The sequence below is a fragment of the Rhizobium lentis genome, assembly GCF_014200175.1.
GTDB classification, from domain to species: Bacteria; Pseudomonadota; Alphaproteobacteria; order Rhizobiales; family Rhizobiaceae; genus Rhizobium; species Rhizobium mulingense.
This window is the reverse complement of sequence record NZ_JACHBD010000023.1, coordinates 1-23,730: the sequence shown is the minus strand read 5'-3', so window position 1 is coordinate 23,730 and position 23,730 is coordinate 1. Positions and strand designations below refer to the sequence as shown.

The window sequence follows — 23,730 nt, the reverse complement described above, 5'->3', positions numbered from 1 at the left end:
CTCCAGTTGCCCGGCGTTGCCGCACAAAAGCAAATGCCGCCCGAAGGCGGCATTTTCAGATTTGTCGTGTTTGCCTCAGACCTGTTCGAAGGCGCCGTGGCAATGTTTGTATTTTTTGCCGGAGCCGCAGGGGCAGGCCTCGTTGCGGCCGACCTTGCCCCAGGTGGCGGGGTCCTCGGGATTGCGGTTCTCAGGCGCGACCGTCACTTCGGAGGCTTGGTAGATCGGAGCGAAATTGTCCTCACCGGTCATCGGATCGAGATGATGGGCCTGCATCAGCGGCGGTTCGGGTTCGGCCGGCGCCTGCTGCACCAGCTCGACGCGCATCAGTTGGGCGGTAACGGCCTCGCGCAGATTGTTGAGCAGGCCGGTGAAGAGTTCGAAGGCTTCCGACTTGTATTCCTGCAGCGGATCGCGCTGGGCATAGCCGCGGAAACCGATGACCGAGCGCAGATGGTCGAGGTTGACGATATGCTCGCGCCAGAGATGGTCGAGCGTCTGCATGACGATCGAGCGCTCGACATAATGCATGATGTCGGCGCCAAAACGCTCGGCCTTCTCTGTAAAGGCGGCATTGGCGGCTTCCGTCAGGCGCTCGCGGATGTCGTCCTCGCCGATGCCTTCCTCCTTGAACCAATCCTCGATCGGCAGATCGAGATTGAGGATATTGGTGACGCCGGTCTTCAGGCCGACGGCGTCCCATTGTTCAGCATAGGCGCGTTCGGGGATATGCTTTTCGACCAGATCCTCAATCACTTCGCGGCGCATGTCGGAGACGGTCTCCGAAATGTTGGTCGATTCCATCAGTTCGAGACGCTGCTCGAAGATCACCTTGCGCTGATCGTTCAGAACGTCGTCATACTTCAGCAGGTTCTTGCGAATGTCGAAGTTGCGAGCTTCGACCTTCTTCTGCGCGCGCTCCAGCGCCTTGTTGATCCAGGGATGGACGATCGCCTCGCCCTCCTTGAGGCCCAGCTTGGTCAGCATGCTGTCCATGCGGTCGGAGCCGAAGATGCGCATCAGGTCGTCCTGAAGCGAAAGGTAGAATTTCGAACGGCCTGGGTCGCCCTGGCGGCCGGAGCGGCCGCGCAGCTGGTTGTCGATGCGGCGGCTTTCATGGCGTTCGGTGGCGATGACATAGAGGCCGCCGGCGGCGAGCGCCTTCTGCTTGAGTTCCTTGATCTCTTCGACGATCGCCTGGATGCGGGCATCACGCTCCGGACCGGCTTCCATCTCGCCAAGTTCGCGCTCGATGCGCATTTCCAGGTTGCCGCCAAGCTGGATGTCGGTGCCGCGGCCGGCCATGTTAGTGGCGATCGTGACGGCGCCCGGCACGCCGGCTTGCGCGACGATATAGGCCTCCTGCTCGTGGTAGCGGGCGTTCAGCACCTGGAAGTCATTGAAGCCCTGCTTGCGCATGCGCTCGGCGAGCAGTTCCGATTTCTCGATCGAGGTTGTGCCGACGAGCACCGGCTGGCCGCGCTTGTGGGCGTCAAGGATCTCCTCGATGATCGCCTTGAACTTTTCGTCGAAGGTCCGGTAGACCTCGTCGTCCTCATCGATACGCTTGATCGGCAGGTTGGTCGGGACCTCGATGACATCGAGATTGTAGATATTGCCGAATTCTTCTGCTTCCGTCTGCGCCGTGCCGGTCATGCCGGCGAGCTTGTCGTACATGCGGAAATAATTCTGGAAGGTGATCGAGGCCAGCGTCTGGTTTTCCGGCTGGATCTGCACCTTTTCCTTGGCTTCGAGCGCCTGGTGCTGGCCTTCCGAATAACGCCGGCCCGGCATCATGCGGCCGGTGAACTCGTCGATGATGACGACTTCGTCGTTGCGGACGATATAGTCCTTGTCGCGCTGGAAGAGCTTGTGGGCCTTCAGTGCATTGTTGATGTGATGGACGATCGCAACATTCTCGATGTCGTAGAGCGCGTTGCCCTTCAAGAGGCCGGCCTGGCGGAGCAGGTTCTCCAGCTTCTCGGTGCCCTCTTCGGAGAAGTTGGCGGAGCGCTGCTTTTCGTCGATCTCGTAATCGCTGGGGGCGAGCAGCGGAATGAAGGCGTCGATCGTATTGTAGAGTTCGGAACGGTCGTCGAGCGGGCCGGAGATAATCAGCGGCGTGCGCGCCTCGTCGACGAGGATCGAGTCCACTTCGTCGACGATCGCGAAGTTGTGGCCGCGCTGGACCATCTGGTTCTTCTCGTACTTCATATTGTCGCGCAGATAATCGAAGCCGAGCTCGTTGTTGGTGGCATAGGTGATGTCGCAGGCGTAGGCGGCGCGGCGCTCCTCGTCGGAGAGACCGTGGACAATGACACCCGTGGTCATGCCGAGGAAGCCATAGACACGGCCCATGGTCGCGGCGTCGCGCTGCGCGAGATAATCGTTGACGGTGACGACGTGCACGCCCTTGCCAGAAAGCGCGTTCAGATAGACCGGCAGGGTGGCGACGAGGGTCTTGCCTTCGCCGGTCTTCATCTCGGCGATCGCATTCGAGTGCAGGATCATGCCGCCGATCAGCTGTACGTCAAAAGGTCGCAGGCCAAGAACGCGGCGCGAAGCCTCGCGCACGACGGCAAAGGCGGGGATCAGAATGTCGTCGAGCGTCTTGCCTTCGGCCAGAAGAGCGCGGAATTCCGCGGTCTTTGCCGCGAGCTGCTCGTCCGTCAGGGCTTTCGTCTTCTCTTCGATGGAATTGATCGCGGTGACGTTCGGCTGGAAGGACCGCACGCGGCGATCATTGGACGACCCAAATAACTTGCGGGCTATACCGCCAAAGCTGACCATGTGACTGGTCCTTTCTCAATATTCATCCGCGACGTTTCTTGTCCGCGGCCCAGCCGAAAATCAGGCGCACGCCTTGAAACGCCCGGAAACTGTTCTGGACGCGAGGTTGCGTGACAGATAAGAGGGGGGTCGAATGATGTCAACGGATTTGGCGGATACAGAAAGGCCACAATCCGGTGTTGATGGCTATTTTGAGCTGGAATAGGCGATGCTGACGCCGGCGATGAAACTGTGAAGGGTTATTTGATGTTGAGCACCAATAAATTCGCCCTGCTGGCGTTTGCAACTTTCGTTGCATTCCAGACTCCGGCCCATGCAGAGGACGCTGTCGTCGCCAAAGTCGGCAATCTGGAGATCCACCAGTCGGAACTCGATCTTGCCGTCGCCAATCTCGATCCGCAGCTGGCGCAGCTTCCCGACGACCAGAAGAAGGTCGCAGCTCTCTCCGCCGCCATCGACGTGAAGCTCCTTGCTGCCGACGCCATCACCGAAAAGCTCGACCAGACCGAAGAATTCAAGAAGCGCATGCAGTATCTCTCCGATCGCGAGCTGCATAACGCTTATTTCAAGAAGCATGTCGTCGACACTGTGACGCCCGAAGAAATCAAGGCGCGCTACGACAAGGAAGTCGCGGCCCTGCCGAAGCAGGAGGAAGTCCACGCCCGCCATATCCTCGTCAAGACCGAGGACGAAGCCAAGGAGATCATCAAGCAGCTCGATGCCGGCAAGGATTTCGCCGAACTCGCCAAGGAAAAATCCACCGATCCGAACAAGTCGGAAGGCGGCGATCTCGGCTATTTCTCGCGTGGCCGCATGGTCAAGGAATTCGAGGACGCAGCCTTCGCGCTCGAGAAGGGCGCCTATTCCAAGACCCCGGTGAAGACCGACTTCGGCTATCATGTCATCAAGGTCGAGGACAAGCGCGACGCTCCGCCGCCGCCTTTCGATCAGGTGCAGGATCAGGTTCGCCAGCTCGTCATGCGCGACAAGTATCTCGCCCTCCTGAACCAGGCCAAGACGTCCGCCAAGATCGAGATCTCGGACGAGACGCTGCGCAAGGGTTATGATCAGGCCAACAAGCAGCCGGAGCCGGGTAGCGAGCCTGCCCAACCGGCGCCGAAGCAGTAATATCGCATCAGGGCCCGGTTCTTCCGGGCCCTTCCTTATCGTTGTTGTTGTCGCATTTCCGGACGGCGAACCGGTTTCCATTTCGCCGGGAAATGCTCATTGGCAGGTTTCATCATGTCCGGTTCCGTTTCTCCGCTCGCACCGAAATCCTTCGTCCAGATGCCTTCGCTGCGCGGCGTGCGCATGGCGACGGCGTCCGCCGGCATCAAGTACAAGAACCGTACCGACGTGCTGATGATGGTCTTCGACAAGCCGGCCGCCGTCGCGGGGGTGTTTACCCGCTCCAAGTGCCCGTCGGCGCCGGTCGATTTTTGCCGCGCCAACCTGCCCCATGGCAGCGCCCGGGCCGTCGTCGTCAATTCCGGCAATGCCAATGCTTTTACCGGCATGAAGGGCCGCCAGGCGACCGCGCTGACGGCGAAATCGGCAGCCGCCGCCGTCGGCTGCGGCGAGAACGAGGTCTACCTGGCATCGACGGGCGTCATCGGCGAACCGCTCGATGCCACCAAATTCTCAGGTGTCCTGGATAAGATGCAGGCTGAGGCCACCAGCGATTTCTGGTTCGAAGCCGCCAAGGCGATCATGACGACCGACACCTATCCGAAGGTTTCGACCCGCAGCGCCGAAATCGGCGGGGTTGCCGTGACGATCAACGGTATCGCCAAGGGTGCCGGCATGATTGCGCCCGATATGGCGACGATGCTCTCTTTCGTCGTCACCGATGCCGATATCGCGCCGGCCGCGCTGCAGGTGCTGCTGTCGGATGGCGTCGGCCCGACCTTCAATTCCATGACCGTCGACAGCGACACCTCCACGTCCGACACGCTGATGCTGTTTGCGACGGGTGCGGCGGCCGAAGACGGCCAGACCCGCATCGAACGCGCCGACGATCCCCGGCTTGCCGCCTTCCGCGCCGCTCTCAACGAAGTGCTGAAGGATCTGTCGCTGCAGGTGGTGCGTGACGGCGAGGGCGCCACGAAGATGCTCGAAATCACGGTGACCGGTGCCGAGAGCGACGCCGCCGCCAAGCGTATCGCGCTGTCGATTGCCAATTCGCCGCTGGTCAAGACGGCGGCTGCCGGCGAAGACGCCAATTGGGGCCGGATCGTCATGGCCGTGGGCAAGTCAGGCGAGATGGCCGACCGCGACCGGCTGGCCATCTGGTTCGGCGACGTCAGGGTCGCGGTCAATGGCGAGCGTGATCCCGATTATTCCGAGGAAGCCGCCTCGAATGTGATGAAGGCGCAGGATATCCCCGTCAAAGTCGATATCGGCCTCGGCTCTGGTTCGGCAATCGTCTGGACCTGCGACCTCACCAAGGAATATGTTGCGATCAATGGCGACTATCGGAGCTGATCGTTCGTTGGAGCAGGCATCTATTTCCTCGCAGAATTTGCCGCTGGTCCGCAGGCTGGAGGCTGTCGGTTTTCGCGCCTGGCCGGCGGCATCCGTGCAATATGACGGCAGTTGGCAGGTCCGGTTGACAGCCGGCCACCCGTCCAATCGGCTGAACTCCATCGTGCCGCTCGATCCCTCGGACCATCGCGACGTCCAGATCCGCCTGGAAAAGGCGAGCCGCAAGTTCGAGGCCTATGGCCGCGCCGCCGTCGTCCGGCAGACTCCGCTGGCGTCGCCGGTGCTGATCGAGCTTCTGCGCGCCCAGAACTGGACGCGATTTGACGAGACAGTGGTAATGACCTGCGATCTCGCCGAGGCTGCGCTGCCGGATACGCTCGATCATCTGCCGACCCATGACGTCGGCCGTTTCGTCGATGCCAATCTGACGGTCGAGAGGGCGCCGCTGAGCTTGAAGCCGGCGCTCGCCGAAATCATTTCCGCGATCAAGCCGCCATCGGGCCTCTTCATGATCGAAAATGCGGCAGAGGGACCGCTCGCGACCGTGCTCTGCGTCCAGGACAACGATCTTGCCGGCATCATGTCGCTTTCGGTCTGCGAAACGCGGCGGCGCGAAGGACTGGGCACCGAAATCCTGACTTCGGCGCTGCGCTGGGCCCGCATGCGCAGCGCCCGATCGGCCTGGCTGCAGGTAAAGCTTTCCAACCGCCCGGCGATCGCACTTTATGAGCGCCTCGGGTTTCGCGACGCCTATCATTATTGTTATTGGCAGCGGGAGACGCGATGAGCGAGGCAGGCCGGAAGATATTGCTGGTCGCCGCCTGCGCGCTGATCGATGCCGATCGGCGTATTCTATTGGCACAGCGTCCCGAGGGAAAATCGCTTGCCGGGCTCTGGGAGTTTCCCGGCGGCAAGGTCGAGCCCGGCGAGACGCCGGAGGAGACGCTGGTGCGCGAGCTCGAGGAAGAACTCGGCATCAAGACGAAGATCGCCTGCCTCGCGCCGCTGACTTTCGCCAGCCATTCCTACGAGACGTTCCATCTCCTGATGCCGCTTTATATTTGCCGGCGCTATGAAGGCATTGCACAGGGCCGCGAGGGGCAGGCGCTGAAATGGGTGCGTGCGGGGGCTCTTCGGGATTACCCGATGCCGCCGGCCGACGAGCCGCTTATCCCGATGCTGCAGGATTTGCTTTAAAGCGGCTCTCGTTGAGCTTGGTCCGGGCGACCCGCCCGCGATTTTGTTTTGTCGATGTGTCATTATTCTGCAGTCGCCGGACATTTCCAGGTGCTATGCATTAGCGTTTGCTGATTATTATTACGCCGTGCTGCTTTCGGCTGTGGATATTAATGGATCGTTTAACACCTTCTGCCAAAGATCGGCCTCAATCAAGCATCTGGCGTGCGTGTATTAAAAGGCTTGACCTCATGGACGATGATTTCTGGAAAGCGGTCCGGGAGAAGGAACGGGCTTCGTCTGCCTCGCGCAGGACGGGTGCGCTCAATATCGCCCTTCTCTTTGGCACGGCGGTGGTCGCCCTGACGCTGATCCTGACGCCGATGCTTGCCGATTCTTCGAAGAAAAGCGTCTTTGCCAGCGCGCCGGTGGATTTCGACACGATCACCACCGGATCGATCCCGAACAACGAAGGCGGTAAGCGTTATACGATCCGCCGTAGCGTCCTCCAGGAGACGCCCGGGTCGGTTTGCGTCGTTCAGGGATATGGCGTCGGCGCCGGTTGTTGAAAATGCCGGCCATCGCCTGATGGCTTGCAATTGGTCATTGCAGTCAATTCAGAGAGTTGGTAATGCGTCTTTTGAAAGCATTTCTTGCGGACGGCACAGGTGCAACGGCGGTCGAATACGGCCTGATCGCCGCCGTCATCTGCACAGCGCTTGTCTCGGGTCTCGGCATCTTTACCGGCAGCCTGCAGAACGTCTTCAGCGTTGTCAGCAACAATATCACCGTCAATTGAACTGGCGGCCGACTGTTTTTGACGGGCTGCAGCATGACGAGCTGCACTAGCCCCTGACACTTTTCGATATCATTCACTATTGCCTGAGCTTGTGCTCGTCCACTTTCAGCGCATCGGCAAGGCGTACCTTGGCCGAACCTGGCTGGAGCGGCTTCTGCTGGCTCTCGTGAGCCGCCCATCCGGAGACATAGATGATTGAAAAGGTCGCGCGAATGCGTCCGTCCGGGTCGGAATAGCGATCGGCATAAATCTCTGCCGCACGCAGGAAGAAGGCGCGGGTCAGGGGCATGCGGTCGCGGGCTGCGAGCGGATTGCTCATGCCCATGGCTCGGAGATCGCGCATCAGCGGAAAGAGAGAATCATATCGTACCGTATAGGTCTCAGCGTCGATCACCGGCAGGGTGAAGCCGGCGCGCTGCATGAGACTGCCGACATCGCGCACATCGGCGAAGGGAATGACGCGCGGGCTGGCGCCGCCGGTCATTTCGACCTCGGCGGTCAAGAGGGCGTCGCGCAGTTCCTGCAGCGTGCCGGCGCCGGGAATGGCTGCCAGGAACAGGCCGTCCGGCTTCAAAGCACGCCGGATCTGGATGAAAACACCCGGTGTGTCGTTGGTCAAATGCAGGCTGAGCGGCGCAAGGACGAGATTGGTCGATTGCGGCTCGAGCGGGACGTCTTCGAAAGGCGCTTCGATCAGGGTATCGCCTGGGGCCGCATAGGCCTTCTCGCTCTCGATGCGGATCATTGTGCTGATCTTGCCCGTCGCCATTGCCGCGCGGGCCGCCGCACCTGTCGTGCCGTGCAATTCGACGGCGGTTTCAAAACGCCGCTCGACGACATCAAGCCTCTCGGCCATTTCCTCTGCCGCGATGTCCAGCAGAAAGGCGGCTTTCGGGTCGTTGTTGACAAGCGCGCGATGGCGATGTGCGGCGATCAGGTCTCTGTCGAAGATCGTTTCCATGGCGATGTCCATAGTCCCGCCCCGCTGAAGCAGCAAGGCGATTTTCCTTTGGATGAGAACAGGCTAGTCTCGTCGGCATGGGACCAATCGATTTCGAGAGACCGGCGGAGTTCTTGCGGACGCAGCTCTTGCGGCCGTTTTCGGCGCTCGCCGACTTTCTTTATCCGCCCGCCTGTTCTGTCTGCGGTATTTCGACCGGTGGCCATCGCGGACTGTGCGCGAAATGCTGGGCCGGCATCCGCTTCATCGAACGGCCCTATTGCGAGGTCCTCGGCATTCCGTTCTCGCACGATCTCGGCGCCGGCATCCTCAGCGCCGAGGCGATCGCCAATCCGCCGCCTTTCGACCGGCTGCGGTCGGCGGCGACCCACGACCATGCGGTTCGCGACCTCGTGCACGGGCTCAAATATCGGGATCGCACCGATCTGGCGCCGATGATGGCCGGCTGGATGCTGCGCGCCTCTGACGGGACGGTCGAAAGCTGCGATGCGCTGATTCCGGTGCCGCTGCACCGCACCCGCATGCTGACCCGCAAGTTCAATCAGGCTGCCGAGCTTGCCCGCCATATGGCAAGGCTTTCGGGAAAACCGCTGCTTGCCGCCACCCTTGTCCGCGTCAAGCGGACCAGCCAGCAGATTGGCCTCGGCGCCAAGGCACGCGAGGACAATGTCAGAGGCGCTTTCGCGATTACGAAGGGGCGCGAAAACGACATTTTCGGCAAGCGCGTCGTCCTTATCGACGACGTCTACACGACAGGGGCGACGGTTGCCGCCGCAAGCCGGACGCTGCGCAAGGCGGGTGCGGCCGAGATCACGGTTTTGACCTTTGCAAGGGCTCTCTCCGAGCCTATATGACAGAAATACCCGGCATCCGTCTGGAGATATTATGGTACCCGTCACGATCTATACACGACAGTTCTGCGGCTATTGCAGCCGCGCCAAGTCCCTTCTTGAAGAAAAGGGCGTCGACTACGTCGAGCACGATGCGACCTATTCCCCGGACCTTCGTCAGGAGATGATCGGCAAGTCGAACGGGCGGACCACCTTCCCGCAGATCTTCATCGGCGCCGAACATGTCGGCGGCTGCGACGATCTCTTTGCCCTCGACCGAGCCGGCAAGCTCGATCCGATGCTGGCGGCCTGAGGAGGAACCGATGAGTTTCAAGGCTGCCGCCATTCAGATGTGCTCCGGGGTCGATCCGGTCAAGAATGCCGCCGCCATGGCGCGACTGGTGCGCGAGGCTGCCGCCCAGGGCGCGACCTATGTGCAGACGCCCGAGATGACCGGCATGCTGCAGCGCGACCGCGCCGCGGCGCTTGCCGTGCTCGCCGACGAGACGCATGACATTATCGTCAAGACGGGCTCCGAGCTTGCTCGGGAATTTGGCATCTACATGCATGTCGGCTCGACGGCGATCGCGCTTTCCGACGGCAAGCTCGCCAATCGCGGTTTCCTGTTCGGTCCGGACGGCAGGATCCTCAATCGCTACGACAAGATCCACATGTTTGATGTCGATCTCGACAATGGAGAGAGCTGGCGTGAAAGTGCGGCCTATAAGGCCGGTTCGGAGGCGCGTGTCCTGTCGCTGCCCTTTGCCGAAATGGGTTTTGCGATCTGCTATGACGTGCGCTTTCCCGCCCTTTTCCGTGCCCAGGCGATTGCCGGCGCCGAAGTGATGACGGTTCCCGCCGCCTTCACCCGGCAGACGGGCGAAGCGCATTGGGAGATCCTTCTGCGCGCCCGCGCAATCGAGAATGGTGTCTTCGTCATCGCCGCGGCGCAGGCCGGCCGGCACGAGGATGGGCGCGAGACTTTCGGTCACTCGATGATCATCGATCCCTGGGGCACGGTGCTGGCCTCGGCCGGGGCCACAGGCGAGGCGGTCATCCTCGCCGAGATCGATCCCGGCGCGGTCAAGGCTGCGCATGACAAGATCCCGAACCTGAGGAACGGCCGGGAATTCTCGGTCGAAAAGATTGCGGGGGCAGTCGAAGGAGGCGTCGCCGCTTGATCCGCTATTCTCTCACCTGCGACAATGCCCATGAATTCGAAGGCTGGTTTTCGGAAAGCGCCGACTTCGACCGTCAGGTCGCGACCGGTTTCCTGACCTGCCCGGTCTGCCATTCCGCCGCCGTCTCCAAGCTTCTGATGGCGCCTTCCGTTTCGACGGCGCGCAAGAAGGAAGAGAGGCAGACCCTGGCGATGGACGCGATGCGGCAGGAGGCCCTGCAAAAACTGAAAGAGGCCGTCGCCGCTGTCAAAGCAAATTCCGAGGATGTCGGCACGAAGTTTCCCGAGGAGGCCCGCAAGATCCATTATGGCGAGGCCGATGCCCGCGGCATCATCGGCCAGGCGACGTTGGACGAAGCGCAGGCGCTGGTGGAAGAAGGCATCGAGATCGCTGCTATTCCGGTTCTGCCGGAGGATGTACACTGAAATTCAGCCGGCGCATTGGCCCAATGACGAAACGTAGCCGGCTTGAATGCCGCATCAAGCCGGCCGTTTTGCCAGCAGCATATAGTTCACGTCCATATCTCTCGACAGATTCCACTGGTTCGACAGCAGATTGAAGAAGACGCCGGTGCGGTCGGTGATTTCGAGGCCGCTTGCGGCAAGCGGTTTCTCCAGCTCTTCCGGACGCACCAGCTTTTCATACTGGTGGGTGCCGCGCGGCAGCCAGCGCAGGATGTTCTCGGCGGCGAAGATGGCAAGCGCTGCCGCCTTCATCGTGCGGTTGATGGTGGCAACGAAGATCAGGCCGCCGGGGCGGACCATTTTTGCGCAGGTCGTCATGAAGAACTCGACGTCGGCGACGTGTTCGACCACTTCCATGTTCAGCACGATATCGAAGGTCTCACCGGCCTCGGCGAGCTCCTCGGCGGTGACGGCGCGGTAGTCGACCGGAACGCCGGACGCTTTCGCATGGGTCGAGGCGATGCCGATATTTTTCTCGGAAGGGTCCGCGCCGGTGACGGTGGCACCCATGCGGGCGACCGGTTCCGACAAAAGGCCGCCGCCGCAGCCGATATCGAGGACGCGCAGACCCTCGAGCGGGCGAGGGCTTTTCGGATCGCGGCCGAAATTCTCGCAGGCCTTGTCTCTGATATAGGCGAGGCGGACGGGATTGAATTTGTGCAGCGGTTTGAACTTGCCGGTCGGGCTCCACCATTCCGCCGCCATCGCCGAGAAGCGGTCCACTTCGCCCTGGTCGATCGTGCTTCTGGCGCCTTCCGTCATCGTCCACTCCTTCGTTCGTCAGATGTGAAGTCGGATGATCACAGGCATAAGTCAAGGGGCGCGAAGCAGGAGACCGGCAGGCGTGGAACCGCCCGGCAATTGCTTTTATCGCGCGCGCTTGCCTCCCCCCGCCAAACTCGCTAAGAGACCCCGCAACTTGGGGCCTTACAGGCCTGGGCTTTTAGAGTGGTTCCAGAAAATGTAACTCGGCTCTTTCGCCAAGCGGTCCGCCCCAGAGCTTTCGTGATGCCGGGTCCGGGTTTCCGTTTTCCGGCGCCAGTCGTGGTAGAGGCATATGGCACGCATCGTAATGAAATTCGGCGGGACGTCCGTCGCTGACCTGGACCGCATCAAGAACGTTGCCCGCCATGTGAAACGTGAAGTCGATGCCGGCCACGAGGTGGCGGTGGTCGTTTCGGCCATGTCCGGCAAGACCAACGAGCTGGTCGGCTGGGTGCAGGGCATGCCGAAGGTGATCGGCGCCAACTCTCCGTTTTACGATGCGCGCGAATATGATGCGGTCGTCGCCTCCGGCGAGCAGGTGACCTCGGGGCTGCTGGCGATCGCATTACAAGCGATGGATATCAATGCGCGATCCTGGCAGGGGTGGCAGATCCCGATCCGCACGGACAATGCCCATGGCGCGGCGCGCATCCTGGAGATCGACGGCTCCGACATCATCAAGCGCATGGGCGAGGGGCAGGTCGCCGTCATCGCCGGCTTCCAGGGGCTGGGACCGGACAACCGCCTCGCCACGCTCGGACGCGGCGGATCGGATACGTCGGCCGTCGCCATCGCGGCCGCTGTCAAAGCGGATCGCTGCGATATCTATACCGATGTCGACGGCGTTTACACGACCGATCCGCGCATCGTGCCGCAGGCGCGAAGGCTGAAGAAGATCGCTTTCGAAGAAATGCTCGAGATGGCTTCGCTCGGCGCCAAGGTGCTGCAGGTGCGCTCGGTCGAGCTCGCCATGGTGCACAAGGTGCGTACCTTCGTGCGCTCGTCTTTCGAAGATCCCGATGCTCCGGGCATGGGTGATCTGTTGAACCCGCCCGGAACGCTGATTTGTGACGAGGATGAAATCGTGGAACAGGAAGTAGTCACCGGCATCGCCTATGCCAAGGATGAGGCTCAGATCTCGCTTCGCCGTCTTGCCGACCGGCCGGGCGTCTCCGCCGCGATCTTCGGGCCGCTTGCCGAATCCCATATCAACGTCGACATGATCGTCCAGAATATTTCCGAGGACGGATCGAAGACCGATATGACCTTCACCGTGCCGTCTGGCGACGTCGAGAAGGCGATCAAGGTGCTCGGCGACCATAAGGAGAAGATCGGCTACGACGTCGTGCAGAACGAATCGGGACTGGTGAAAGTCTCGGTCATCGGCATCGGCATGCGCAGCCATGCCGGCGTTGCTGCTACCGCATTTCGTGCACTTGCCGAAAAAGGCATCAACATCAAGGCGATCACCACCTCCGAGATCAAGATTTCCATCCTGATCGACGGTCCCTATGCAGAACTCGCTGTCAGGACTTTGCATTCCTGCTACGGTCTGGATAAGAATTGATTCCCAGCGGGTGGCCTGCTCCTTCAGGTTGAGGAGACGACGGCAGGCCGGCCGGGACAGAGTGCGTTGTTTCGGGAGCTTGAGACGTCATGAGAGACCTTTCCGGCGGTCCGCGCGTGCTGCTCAGGCGGCTGCGCGAGTTGATGGCAGAGCCGCTGGAGCCGCAGGATCGTCTTGACCGGATCGTCCGCCAGATTGCCAGCAACATGGTGGCGGAAGTCTGCTCCGTCTATGTGCTGCGCGCCGACGGTGTGCTTGAACTCTACGCCACCGAAGGCCTCAACCGCGAGGCCGTGCACCTGGCACAGCTGAAGATGGGGCAGGGCCTCGTCGGCACGATCGCGGCTTCAGCGCAGCCGCTCAACCTTTCCGACGCGCAGTCGCATCCGGCGTTCCGCTACCTGCCGGAGACGGGTGAAGAGATCTACCATTCCTTCCTCGGCGTGCCGATCTTGAGGACCGGGCGCTCGCTCGGCGTTCTCGTCGTGCAGAACAAGGCGAGCCGCACCTATCGCGAGGAAGAGGTGGAAGCGCTCGAGACGACGGCAATGGTGCTTGCCGAGATGATCGCAACCGGCGAACTGAAGAAGATCACCAAGCCGGGCCTTGAACTCGACCTGACGCGCTCGGTGACCGTCGACGGCGACACGTATAATGACGGCATCGGCCTCGGCTACGTCGTGCTGCACGAGCCGCGCATCGTCGTTACCAACCTGCTCAACGAGGATGCCGAGAAGGAGATCCGGCGGCTGGCTGAAGCCATGGGGTCGCTCAGGATCTCGATCGACGACATGCTGTCGCGTCGCGACGTGTCGATGGAGGGCGAGCATCGTGAGGTGCTCGAAACCTACCGGATGTTCGCGCATGACCAGGGCTGGGTGCGCAAGCTCGAGGAGGCGATCCGCAACGGCCTGACGGCGGAAGCGGCGGTCGAGAAGGTGCAGAGCGACACCAAGGCGCGGATGATGCGGTTGACCGACCCCTATCTGCGCGAACGCATGCATGATTTCGAGGATCTGGCGAACCGTCTGCTTCGGCAGTTGACCGGTTATGCCGGGCGGACGACCGCGGAGGGGTTCCCCAACGACGCGGTCATCCTGGCGCGCGCCATGGGGGCGGCGGAACTGCTCGATTATCCGCGAGCCAATGTCCGCGGGCTGGTGCTGGAGGAAGGGGCGGTGACGAGCCATGTGGTGATCGTCGCGCGTGCCATGGGCATTCCTGTTATCGGCCAGGCGGCGGGTGTCGTGGCGCTCGCCGAGAACGGCGATGCCGTGATCATCGACGCCGATGAGGGGCATGTGCACCTGCGGCCAATGGCCGATCATCGCCGTTCCTACGAGGAAAAGGTCCGCTTCCGCGCCAGACGGCAGGAGCAGTTCCGGGCACTGCGCGCCATCGAGCCGGTCACCAAAGACGGCCAGCGGATCTCGCTGATGATGAATGCCGGCCTGCTGGTCGATCTGCCGCAGCTGTCGGAATCGGGTGCAGAGGGCATCGGTCTCTTCCGCACCGAGCTGCAATTCATGATCGCCTCCACCATGCCGAAGGCGGACGAGCAGGAGCAGTTCTACCGCAATGTGATCAAACAGGCGGCCGGCCGCGTCGTCACCTTCCGCACGCTCGATATCGGTGGCGACAAGGTCGTGCCCTATTTCCGCGGCCACGAGGAGGAAAACCCCGCACTCGGCTGGCGCGCCATCCGGCTGTCGCTCGACCGGCCGGGATTGTTGCGCACTCAGCTGCGCGCCCTGCTGAAAGCGTCGGCCGATACCGAGCTGAAGCTGATGGTGCCGATGGTGACCGAGGTTTCCGAGCTGAGGATGGTGCGCGAGCTCCTGCAGAAGGAAGTGCAGCATCTCTCGCGCTTCGGCCACGGGCTGCCGCGCAAGCTGCAATTCGGTGCGATGCTGGAGGTGCCGGCGCTGCTCTGGCAGCTCGACGAGCTGATGGAGGCGGTCGATTTCGTTTCGGTCGGTTCGAACGACCTCTTCCAGTTCTCGATGGCCGTCGACCGCGGCAATGCGCGGGTGTCGGACCGCTTCGATCCACTGGGCAAGCCGTTTTTGCGGATCCTGCGCGACATCGTGCGTGGGTCGGATCGGAACAAGACGCCGGTGACGCTTTGCGGCGAACTTGCCGGCAAGCCGCTCTCGGCAATGGCGCTGCTCGGCATCGGATTCCGCTCGATTTCGATGTCACCGGCCTCGATCGGGCCAGTGAAAGCGATGCTGCTCGGGCTTGATGTCGAAGCGTTGGCAAAGGTGATGGACGAAGTGCTGGACGATCATCGCAGCACGGTGACGATGCGCGAGGTGCTTGCCCGCTTCGCCGAGAGCCACAATATTCCCCTTTAGAGAAATATAAGAAGAATCGGAGTGAAGGGTGGCGAAGCTTCCCGTTGAAAAGATGCGCGAGCTGGAACGTCGATTCGGCGAGATCGAGGCGCGCATGTCGGCCGGCCCGGCCGCCGATGTGTATGTGAAGCTCGCATCCGAATATTCCGAGCTGCAGCCTGTCGTCACGAAGATCCGCGCCTACGAGAAGGCGGTCGCTGAGCTTGCCGATCTCGAAACGCTGCTCGAGGACAAATCGGTCGATCGCGAGATGCGCGATCTAGCCGACCTCGAATTGCCCGAAGTGAGAGCGCGGATCGAGGCGCTGGAGCAGGAAATGCAGATCCTGCTTCTGCCGAAGGATGCGGCGGATGAAAAGAGCGCGATCCTGGAAATCCGCGCCGGTACCGGCGGCTCGGAAGCTGCCCTTTTTGCTGGCGATCTCTTCCGCATGTATGAGCGTTTCGCCGCCGAAAAGGGCTGGAAGGTGGAGGTGCTCTCTGCAAGTGAGGGTGAAGCCGGCGGCTACAAGGAAATCATTGCGACGATCACCGGGCGAGGCGTCTTTGCCAAGCTGAAATTCGAATCCGGCGTACACCGCGTGCAGCGTGTGCCGGAAACCGAGGCGGGCGGGCGCATCCATACCTCGGCCGCGACGGTGGCGGTGCTGCCGGAGGCAGAGGAGATCGACATCGAAATCCGGCCGGAAGATATCCGCATCGACACGATGCGTTCCTCCGGTGCCGGCGGCCAGCACGTTAATACGACTGACTCGGCGGTGCGCATCACGCACCTGCCGAGCGGCATCGTCGTCACCAGCTCGGAAAAATCGCAGCATCAGAACCGCGCCAAAGCGATGCAGGTTCTGCGTTCCAGGCTCTACGATGCCGAGCGGCAGCGGGCCGACAGCGAACGCTCGGCCGACCGCAAGAGCCAGGTCGGCTCCGGCGATCGCTCGGAACGCATCCGCACCTATAACTTCCCGCAGGGACGCGTGACGGACCATCGCATCAATCTGACGCTCTATAAGCTCGACCGGATGATGGAGGGTGAGATCGAGGAGGTCGTCGATGCGTTGATGGCCGACTATCAGGCAAGCCAGCTTGCGCAGCTCGGCGAGCAGCTATGAGCCAGACGGTCGCCGAAATGCTTGCCGAAGCGCGCCGTCGCTTCACGGAGGCAGGCATCGCCGATCCGGCAACCGATGCGCGTCTGCTTGTCGCGGGCCTTCTGAAACAGTCATCGACCGAACTGTTGACGCGATCGGCCGAGAAGCTTTCTGCTGATCAAATCGCGATGATTTCCAAGGCGCTGGAGCGGCGACTCGGCCATGAGCCGGTGCATCGCATTCTTGGCGAGCGGGAATTTTACGGCCTGGCGCTCCAGCTATCGGCGGAAACCCTGGAGCCGCGGCCGGATACGGAAATTCTGGTCGATACAGTGCTTCCCTATCTCAAGGACCTTGCAAAGGCCCACGGGCGTCTCCATATTCTTGACATCGGAACAGGGACCGGGGCGATATGCCTTGCGCTGTTGAGCGAGTGTCCCGAGGCGTCAGGTATCGGCAGCGACATATCGGCGGATGCCCTTGGAACGGCAAGATCAAACGCAGAAAGAAACGGGTTGCAGGATCGCTTTCAGGCTGTACGGTCGAAATGGTTCGAGAAGATCCAGGGCTCATTTCACGCGATTGTCTCAAATCCGCCCTATATTGCCTCCAATGTCATTCATGATCTTGCTCCCGAAGTGACGAAATTTGATCCGGTTGCGGCTCTGGATGGCGGCCCGGATGGGCTTGACGCCTACAGAGCCATAGCCAAGGATGCGGCAAGGTTCATGAGGCCCGATGGGGTTCTCGCACTGGAAATCGGCTACGATCAGCGAAACGATGTGACGGCGATCTTCGAAGCGAAGGGCTTCAACTGCCTCAAATCCGTGAAAGATTATGGTCAGAACGACAGGGCGCTCATGTTCGCGCTCGCCTAGAAGGCGATTATGGCGGCATTGAACGGGACATTATTGTTATTGCGAAGAAAAGGCTTGGATTTCCCCGGGAAGCAATATAGGTTGCGGACACGTGTTGGGCAGAGAGGAATGAACGAGATTCGTTCGGTACTTGGTTTGCCTCGGGGGTCCGCTCTTTTAAACGAGAGTTTCAACGGTTGAACACGACCCAACGCGTGAATCAGTCAAACTGACTTGAGAACCAAGCGGCAGGTCGGCGCAGAGGCGCAGTATGCTCGCGGCACAAAGGTCCTGACCCGGTTTTCCGGTCATGGCGGTTGGTGCCATGTATCCATCACAAACAGAGAATTCAGGTGAACGATCTATGAGGCCAGGACAGCAAAACAAGCGCGGTCGAGGGCGTGGTAACAATAATAACAATGGCGGCGGCGGAAATAACAACAACAACAATTTTAACCGCAAGGGCGGCAATCCGCTGACCCGGACCTATGACAGCTCCGGCCCCGACGTGAAAATTCGCGGCACTGCCCAGCATATTGCCGAGAAATATGCGCAACTTGCCCGTGACGCCCAGAGCTCCGGCGACCGCGTGATGGCCGAGAACTATCTTCAGCACGCCGAACACTACAATCGGATCATCGCCAGCGCCCAGGCGCAGATGCAGGAGCGTTTCCAGCGCGACGACCGCGGCGACTACAATGACCGCGACGCGGCGGATCGCGACGGCGACGATGTTGATAACAACGACAATGACGGCGATGATGTCGTTATCGTTCAGCCGCCGCAGAGCAGGCAGCACCAGCCGCAGGCACAGCCGCAGCCGGCTCCCGCTCCGGCACCTCAGCCCGAGGTCATCGATGGAACCGGCCCGCAGCCGGAGATCGAAGGCATTCCTGCCGAGGTCGCCATGGACGAGGAAGGTTCCGCCGGCCAGCCGCGCGAACGCCAGCCGCGCCGCCGCAGCGCCGGCAATCGTCCCCGTCGCCCGCGTCGTGGCGCAGAAGGCGACGCAGCCCCGGAAGGCGAGGGCGCTTCCGCCGAGGCGCCTGTTCTGGCGGACGCCACATCGGAGTGAAGGATTTCGCCTTTCCTTCGGGAAAAGGCGGGACGTTCATACCATCTGCCCGGATTTGCTTGAAAATCCCCGGCCCTGTGCCGGGGATTTTCATTTTACCGGCTCTTTAAACTCCTGGAAAAGGCTACCATATTCTCCTCGAACTGCTTCGCCCAAATCGAGAGACGGGCAAGCGCGGCCTGCCTTTTCAGGGGGCCGATCTCAATCATCGGTCTGCGCCTCGTAAGGGCAGGGCGATCCATGGAGGTGGAATATGAATATCGAGAAATATTCGGAGCGGGTGCGCGGCTTCATCCAGTCGGCGCAGACCTATGCGCTAGCGCAGGGTCATCAGCAATTTTCGCCCGAGCACGTGCTGAAAGTCGTGCTCGATGACGATCAGGGGATGGCGGCGTCGCTGATCGAGCGCGCTGGCGGCGATCCCAAGGCTGCCCGGCTTGCCAATGACGCCGCCCTTGCCAAATTGCCGAAGATCTCAGGCGGCAACGGCAACATCTATCTGGCGCAGCCGCTGGCCAAGGTGCTTTCGACCGCCGAAGAGGCGGCGAAGAAGGCCGGCGACAGCTTCGTCACCGTTGAGCGCCTGCTGCAGGCGCTGGCAATCGAATCCTCGGCGTCGACCTTTTCGACACTTAAGAATGCCGGCGTCACGGCTCAGGGCCTCAACCAGGTCATCAACGATATCCGCAAGGGTCGGACGGCCGATTCCTCCAACGCCGAGCAGGGCTTCGATTCTCTAAAGAAATTCGCGCGTGATCTGACCGGCGAAGCTCGCGAAGGCAAGCTCGATCCGGTGATCGGGCGCGACGATGAGATTCGCCGCACCATCCAGGTCCTGTCCCGCCGCACCAAGAACAACCCGGTGCTGATCGGCGAGCCAGGCGTCGGTAAGACGGCGATCGTCGAAGGGCTGGCGCTGCGTATCGTCAACGGCGACGTGCCGGAATCGCTCAAGGACAAGAAGCTGATGGCGCTCGACATGGGCGCGCTGATTGCCGGCGCGAAATATCGCGGCGAATTCGAAGAGCGGCTGAAGGCCGTGCTCAACGAAGTGAAGGCGGAAAACGGCGAGATCATCCTGTTCATCGACGAGATGCACACGCTGGTCGGCGCCGGCAAGGCCGATGGGGCGATGGATGCCTCCAACCTGCTGAAGCCTGCTCTTGCCCGCGGCGAGCTGCATTGCGTCGGCGCGACTACGCTCGACGAATATCGCAAGCATGTCGAAAAGGATCCGGCGCTTGCCCGTCGCTTCCAGCCCGTCGTCGTCGACGAGCCGACGGTCGAAGACACGATCTCGATCCTGCGCGGCCTCAAGGAGAAATACGAGCAGCATCACAAGGTGCGCATCGCCGATGCGGCGCTTGTCGCCGCCGCGACACTGTCCAACCGTTACATCACCGACCGTTTCCTGCCCGACAAGGCGATCGATCTAATGGATGAGGCGGCAGCGCGGTTGCGCATGCAGGTGGATTCCAAGCCGGAGGAGCTCGACGAGCTCGACCGCCGCATCATCCAGCTGAAGATCGAGCGCGAGGCGTTGAAGAAGGAAACCGACGTCGCCTCCGCCGATCGGCTGAAGCGGCTGGAGACCGAACTGACCACGCTTGAAGAGGAGGCCGATGCGCTGACGGCCCGCTGGCAGGCGGAAAAGCAGAAGCTCGGCCTTGCCGCCGATCTCAAGAAGCAGCTCGACGATGCCCGCAACGAACTGGCGATTGCCCAGCGCAAGGGTGAGTTCCAGCGCGCCGGCGAGCTGACCTATGGCGTCATTCCGGATCTCGAAAAGCAGCTCGTCGAAGCCGAGAAGCAGGATGGCGAGCGCGGCGCGATGGTCCAGGAGGTGGTGATTCCCGACAACATCGCCCATGTCGTGTCCCGCTGGACCGGCATCCCGGTCGACAAGATGCTGGAGGGCGAACGCGACAAGCTGCTTCGGATGGAAGACGAGCTCGGGAAATCGGTGATCGGTCAGGGCGATGCTGTTCAGGCCGTGTCGCGCGCGGTCCGCCGCGCCCGCGCCGGTCTGCAGGATCCGAACCGGCCGATCGGCTCGTTCATCTTCCTCGGCCCGACCGGCGTCGGCAAGACGGAGCTCACCAAGGCGCTCGCCCGCTTCCTGTTCGACGACGAAACGGCGATGGTTCGCATGGACATGTCGGAATATATGGAGAAGCACTCCGTTGCCCGGCTGATCGGCGCCCCTCCCGGCTATGTCGGTTATGACGAAGGCGGAGCGCTGACGGAAGCCGTGCGCCGCAGGCCTTATCAGGTCGTGCTGTTCGACGAGATCGAGAAGGCGCATCCGGACGTCTTCAACATCCTTCTGCAGGTACTAGACGATGGACGTCTCACCGACGGCCAGGGCCGGACGGTGGATTTCCGCAACACGATGATCATCATGACCTCGAACCTCGGCGCCGAATATCTGACGCAGCTCAGGGACGGCGACGACAGCGATACGGTTCGCGAACAGGTGATGGAGGTCGTGCGCGGGCATTTCCGGCCGGAATTCCTGAACCGCATCGACGAGATCATCCTCTTCCACCGCCTGAAGCGCGAGGAGATGGGCGCGATCGTCGATATCCAGCTGAAGCGGCTGGTGGCTCTGCTGTCGGAGCGCAAGATCGTCATCGATCTCGATGAGGACGCCCGCCACTGGCTGGCGAATAAAGGGTATGATCCGGTCTACGGCGCAAGGCCGCTGAAGCGGGTAATCCAGAAATTCGTGCAGGATCCACTGGCCGAGCAGATTCTGTCCGGCCAGGTGCCGGATGGATCGACGGTGAAGGTGACAAGCGGTTCGGACCGGCTGCAGTTCCGGACCCGGCAGTCGGTCAGCGAAGCGGCATAGGCCGAGCCGTCGGATGAATGAGAAATGGCGGCCTCGGCCGCCATTTTTTGGGCCGAGACGCCCCAGCAGTTCATCAGCCTGCCGGCTGTGGCGACGATTACTTGCTCGCCACCTGATCCGGTGTCTGGTTGTTCAGCAGGGTATCGATGCGCTTGCGCTCATCCTCGAATTTTGCCAATGCCTCGCCCTGCAAGGATTTGCCGCCCGGCAGGCGAATGCGCAGGGGGTCGACCTTGGTGCCGTTGACGATCAGCTCGTAATGCAGATGCGGTCCGGTGGATTCGCCCGTCGTGCCGACCCAGCCGATCACTTGGCCCTGGCGGATCTTGGCGCCGGGCACGACGCCCTTGGCGATGGCGCTTTGGTGATTGTAGGAGGATTCGTAACCGTTCGCATGGCGAATGATCGTCTGGTTGCCATAGCCACCGGAATCCCACCCGGCTTTCTCGACCGTGCCGTTGCCGGCAGCGATGATCGCCGTGCCGCGGGGGGCCGCCCAATCGACGCCGGTATGCATGCGGGCAAAACCGAGGATTGGGTGCCGGCGCATGCCGAAGCCGGATTTGAAGATTCCGTTCGGAACCGGGTTGCGCAGCAGGAACTGGCGAATGCTCTTGCCGTTTTCGTCGAAATAATCGACCGTGCCGTCCTCGGGATCCTGGAAGCGGTAGAAGCGCGTCTGCGTATCGCCGAAACGGGCGTTGACGTATAGCAGTTCGGAATCCTCGGTTGCCTGGCCGGCACTGTCGGCGACGGAGAAGAAGGCCTCGAGCGTATCCGTCGGTCTCAGCTGCGCCTGGAAATCGACATTGCTGGCGAGCAGCTTGATGATCAGCGCGGTCATATCCTTGGTCATGCCGTAGGAAAGGGCAGCGCGAAAGATACCGTCATAAACGCGTGGCAGGTTCTGGCCGGGCGGCGGGGCAAAGGAATTGTCATCAAAAGCTGTGGCGATGGCGTCCAGCATCGGCGGCTCGCTCCCTGGCACATATTTGCCCTTGTCGTCGAGAGCCACGGTGACCAGATGGCGCGTTCCGCGATAGACGCTGGCCCGGATGATCTTTGCCTGTTCGCCCTTCTGGATGATGCCGATCCGCAGCACGTCGCCTTTTTCGAGGTCGCTGGCTCCCAACTGCTGGGCGATGATGCCGGCAATGCCATCGGCATATTGCTGCGGATAGCCGGAATCTGTCAGCGCCTTGGCGATGGGTGCGTCGACGCGCACCGGCAGGATGTCGTCTGCGAATTCTTCGGTCTGCGGCGTGATGGATTCCGGTGCGGAGACGGTCATGTTCTGCTCGAGCACGCGGGCGGAGAGACCCGCAGTCAAATCGACATCGGCATCCTCGTTGGAGAAACGACGCGGATCGACGTAATAAAGCGCTGCGAGCTGCGTATTGCCGTCGGTCAGCACGGAACCATTGGAGCGCACATTTTCTTCGACCTCCTCGAGTGACAGGCCGGAGGCCATCTTCATACCGGTTTTGCCGGTCGGGAAGGCGATGGTTTTCAGGCTGACTTCGGATTCAACGTCGGAGCCGTAAAGCGCGCCGGTGCGGCTTTGCGGGGCAGGCTGCGGCTCGTCGGCGGAGAAGATCGCCAGGGGATCGAAATCGGGATAGTCCTCGGTCGCGACATGGTTGGCGGCCAGCGTCATCTTCACATGCGCGAAGGGCTGGCGGCGCACGACCTCTTTTTCGCCGTCGTGGACGACGGTGGAAACTTCCATGATCGCTCGGTCGGACGGTTTTGCGGCGATGGCGGGCGCGATCAGCCGGCCGCCGCGGACGACGGTCGTATCCTCATGCGCTTCTGTGGCAGCACTCGCATAGGCTTCGGCGGGGATCGCCAGCTGTTGGCGGCCATCAAGGGCGGCAAAAAGGGCGACGCCCATCAGGACGGAAGAGGTAATGCCGGTGAGGAACGTGCCCGAGAGCCAGCGCAGGGAAACCTCGCGACGGTCGGGAGCGCGCCTGCCGTCGGCCAGAAGCGGAGGCTCGTTGCCCAACGAGCGGATCATCATTTTCTCCGTCATCATGGCAGTCGGGTCCGCATCCTTACATTTGAAGTCTCTTGGAGCATTTCCTGGCCATCCTGGCTGGGGCGAAAGATGTGCATATTTTAAGCATGGAAGTCAAATCGCTCACTGGAAGCAATCTGCCTGCATTTGCCTGTGTGAATCATGTGTCCCTTAAGACCAGCAGATTGTGATCATGTCGGGGCGTGAGAGACGAAAGGGCGCCCTTTCCACGAAAAGTCGAAGAATATTCGCATCTCCGAACCCGTCCGCTCGAGGTCGGAAGCCGGAAAACGACCGGCTTTCAGCGGGTTCCGAAATTTCGCGTGTTGAAACAATGATTTGAAAGAAAAATGATTTTTTTCAGAATGGGCTGTTGACTTGGAAAAGGGGTTGGTTCTATAAGCCCACTCACTGAACGAGGGCGGCGGCGCTGCTGGCGACGAAGTCTCTCGCTCTAAAGAAA

General features: G+C 61.4%; 21 protein-coding genes. 16 read left to right on the top strand and 5 right to left on the bottom strand.

Going from position 1 to position 23,730, the window contains the following annotated elements; genetic code table 11:
• Window positions 1-75: 75 nt before the first annotated feature.
• The gene (secA, locus tag GGI60_RS30100; protein ID WP_183917079.1) at window positions 76-2,790 is read right to left on the bottom strand and encodes a preprotein translocase subunit SecA; all 2,715 of its coding nucleotides are present in this window, start codon (window positions 2,788-2,790) and stop codon (window positions 76-78) included.
• 246 nt (window positions 2,791-3,036) lie between these two features.
• Here secA and GGI60_RS30095 point away from each other — a divergent pair, with 246 nt between their 5' ends.
• From GGI60_RS30095 to GGI60_RS30070, 6 genes are all read left to right on the top strand, one after another.
• The gene (locus GGI60_RS30095; RefSeq protein ID WP_183917077.1) at window positions 3,037-3,918 is read left to right on the top strand and encodes a peptidylprolyl isomerase; all 882 of its coding nucleotides are present in this window, start codon (window positions 3,037-3,039) and stop codon (window positions 3,916-3,918) included.
• Between the two features lie 114 nt (window positions 3,919-4,032).
• Window positions 4,033-5,274, top strand: coding sequence for a bifunctional glutamate N-acetyltransferase/amino-acid acetyltransferase ArgJ (gene argJ / locus GGI60_RS30090; RefSeq protein WP_183917690.1), 1,242 nt, complete (start codon window positions 4,033-4,035; stop codon window positions 5,272-5,274).
• On the top strand, window positions 5,255-6,061 hold the full coding sequence (locus tag GGI60_RS30085; RefSeq protein ID WP_183917075.1) for a GNAT family N-acetyltransferase: 807 nt from the start codon (window positions 5,255-5,257) through the stop codon (window positions 6,059-6,061). The genes argJ and GGI60_RS30085 overlap by 20 nt, the downstream gene beginning before the upstream one ends.
• Complete coding sequence (gene mutT, locus GGI60_RS30080; RefSeq protein WP_183917073.1) at window positions 6,058-6,471, top strand: 8-oxo-dGTP diphosphatase MutT; 414 nt, start codon at window positions 6,058-6,060, stop codon at window positions 6,469-6,471. The genes GGI60_RS30085 and mutT overlap by 4 nt, the downstream gene beginning before the upstream one ends.
• A 230-nt stretch (window positions 6,472-6,701) precedes the next feature.
• Window positions 6,702-7,019: a hypothetical protein gene (locus GGI60_RS30075; RefSeq protein WP_183917071.1), complete on the top strand. Its 318-nt coding sequence runs from the start codon at window positions 6,702-6,704 to the stop codon at window positions 7,017-7,019.
• Between the two features lie 62 nt (window positions 7,020-7,081).
• Complete coding sequence (locus tag GGI60_RS30070; protein WP_183917069.1) at window positions 7,082-7,249, top strand: Flp family type IVb pilin; 168 nt, start codon at window positions 7,082-7,084, stop codon at window positions 7,247-7,249.
• Between the two features lie 76 nt (window positions 7,250-7,325).
• On the opposite strand, the gene GGI60_RS30065 is transcribed toward GGI60_RS30070, so the two are convergent.
• Window positions 7,326-8,210: a methyltransferase domain-containing protein gene (locus GGI60_RS30065; protein ID WP_183917688.1), complete on the bottom strand. Its 885-nt coding sequence runs from the start codon at window positions 8,208-8,210 to the stop codon at window positions 7,326-7,328.
• A 77-nt stretch (window positions 8,211-8,287) separates the two neighbouring features.
• Here GGI60_RS30065 and GGI60_RS30060 point away from each other — a divergent pair, with 77 nt between their 5' ends.
• From GGI60_RS30060 to GGI60_RS30045, 4 genes are read left to right on the top strand one after another with little or no spacing between them, the layout of a single operon-like run.
• Window positions 8,288-9,064 carry a ComF family protein gene (locus tag GGI60_RS30060; protein ID WP_183917067.1) on the top strand — a complete coding sequence of 259 codons (777 nt, stop codon included), beginning with the start codon at window positions 8,288-8,290 and terminating at the stop codon, window positions 9,062-9,064.
• 31 nt (window positions 9,065-9,095) lie between these two features.
• Complete coding sequence (grxC, locus tag GGI60_RS30055) at window positions 9,096-9,353, top strand: glutaredoxin 3 (RefSeq protein ID WP_010002303.1); 258 nt, start codon at window positions 9,096-9,098, stop codon at window positions 9,351-9,353.
• Between the two features lie 10 nt (window positions 9,354-9,363).
• The gene (locus GGI60_RS30050) at window positions 9,364-10,221 is read left to right on the top strand and encodes a carbon-nitrogen hydrolase family protein (RefSeq protein ID WP_183917065.1); all 858 of its coding nucleotides are present in this window, start codon (window positions 9,364-9,366) and stop codon (window positions 10,219-10,221) included.
• Window positions 10,218-10,646, top strand: coding sequence for a DUF1178 family protein (locus GGI60_RS30045; protein ID WP_183917063.1), 429 nt, complete (start codon window positions 10,218-10,220; stop codon window positions 10,644-10,646). Before GGI60_RS30050 ends, GGI60_RS30045 begins: the two co-directional genes overlap by 4 nt.
• A gap of 54 nt (window positions 10,647-10,700) precedes the next feature.
• Here the strand turns inward: GGI60_RS30045 and ubiG are convergent, their stop codons facing one another.
• Entirely contained in the window at window positions 10,701-11,447 is a 747-nt protein-coding gene (gene ubiG, locus GGI60_RS30040; protein WP_183917061.1) for a bifunctional 2-polyprenyl-6-hydroxyphenol methylase/3-demethylubiquinol 3-O-methyltransferase UbiG, read from the bottom strand.
• Between the two features lie 295 nt (window positions 11,448-11,742).
• On the opposite strand from ubiG, the gene GGI60_RS30035 reads away from it, so the two are divergent.
• From GGI60_RS30035 to clpB, 6 genes are all read left to right on the top strand, one after another.
• Window positions 11,743-13,017 carry an aspartate kinase gene (locus GGI60_RS30035; RefSeq protein ID WP_064686444.1) on the top strand — a complete coding sequence of 425 codons (1,275 nt, stop codon included), beginning with the start codon at window positions 11,743-11,745 and terminating at the stop codon, window positions 13,015-13,017.
• A gap of 89 nt (window positions 13,018-13,106) precedes the next feature.
• Window positions 13,107-15,374, top strand: coding sequence for a phosphoenolpyruvate--protein phosphotransferase (gene ptsP, locus GGI60_RS30030; protein WP_183917059.1), 2,268 nt, complete (start codon window positions 13,107-13,109; stop codon window positions 15,372-15,374).
• A gap of 28 nt (window positions 15,375-15,402) precedes the next feature.
• Window positions 15,403-16,482, top strand: a complete 1,080-nt coding sequence (gene prfA, locus GGI60_RS30025; RefSeq protein ID WP_183917057.1) for a peptide chain release factor 1 — start codon at window positions 15,403-15,405, stop codon at window positions 16,480-16,482.
• Window positions 16,479-17,339 (top strand): peptide chain release factor N(5)-glutamine methyltransferase, encoded by an 861-nt coding sequence (gene prmC / locus GGI60_RS30020; protein WP_183917056.1) that lies wholly within the window; start codon window positions 16,479-16,481, stop codon window positions 17,337-17,339. The genes prfA and prmC overlap by 4 nt, the downstream gene beginning before the upstream one ends.
• A 343-nt stretch (window positions 17,340-17,682) precedes the next feature.
• A complete protein-coding gene (locus GGI60_RS30015) occupies window positions 17,683-18,393 on the top strand; it encodes a DUF4167 domain-containing protein (protein WP_183917054.1) in 711 nt (236 codons plus the stop codon).
• Window positions 18,394-18,646: 253 nt separating this feature from the next.
• On the top strand, window positions 18,647-21,247 hold the full coding sequence (gene clpB / locus GGI60_RS30010) for an ATP-dependent chaperone ClpB (RefSeq protein WP_183917052.1): 2,601 nt from the start codon (window positions 18,647-18,649) through the stop codon (window positions 21,245-21,247).
• 97 nt (window positions 21,248-21,344) lie between these two features.
• On the opposite strand, the gene GGI60_RS30005 is transcribed toward clpB, so the two are convergent.
• Window positions 21,345-23,285: a M23 family metallopeptidase gene (locus tag GGI60_RS30005; protein WP_183917050.1), complete on the bottom strand. Its 1,941-nt coding sequence runs from the start codon at window positions 23,283-23,285 to the stop codon at window positions 21,345-21,347.
• Between the two features lie 173 nt (window positions 23,286-23,458).
• The coding region (locus tag GGI60_RS31740) for a hypothetical protein (RefSeq protein ID WP_210314624.1) at window positions 23,459-23,730 on the bottom strand (272 nt) is incomplete at its 5' end.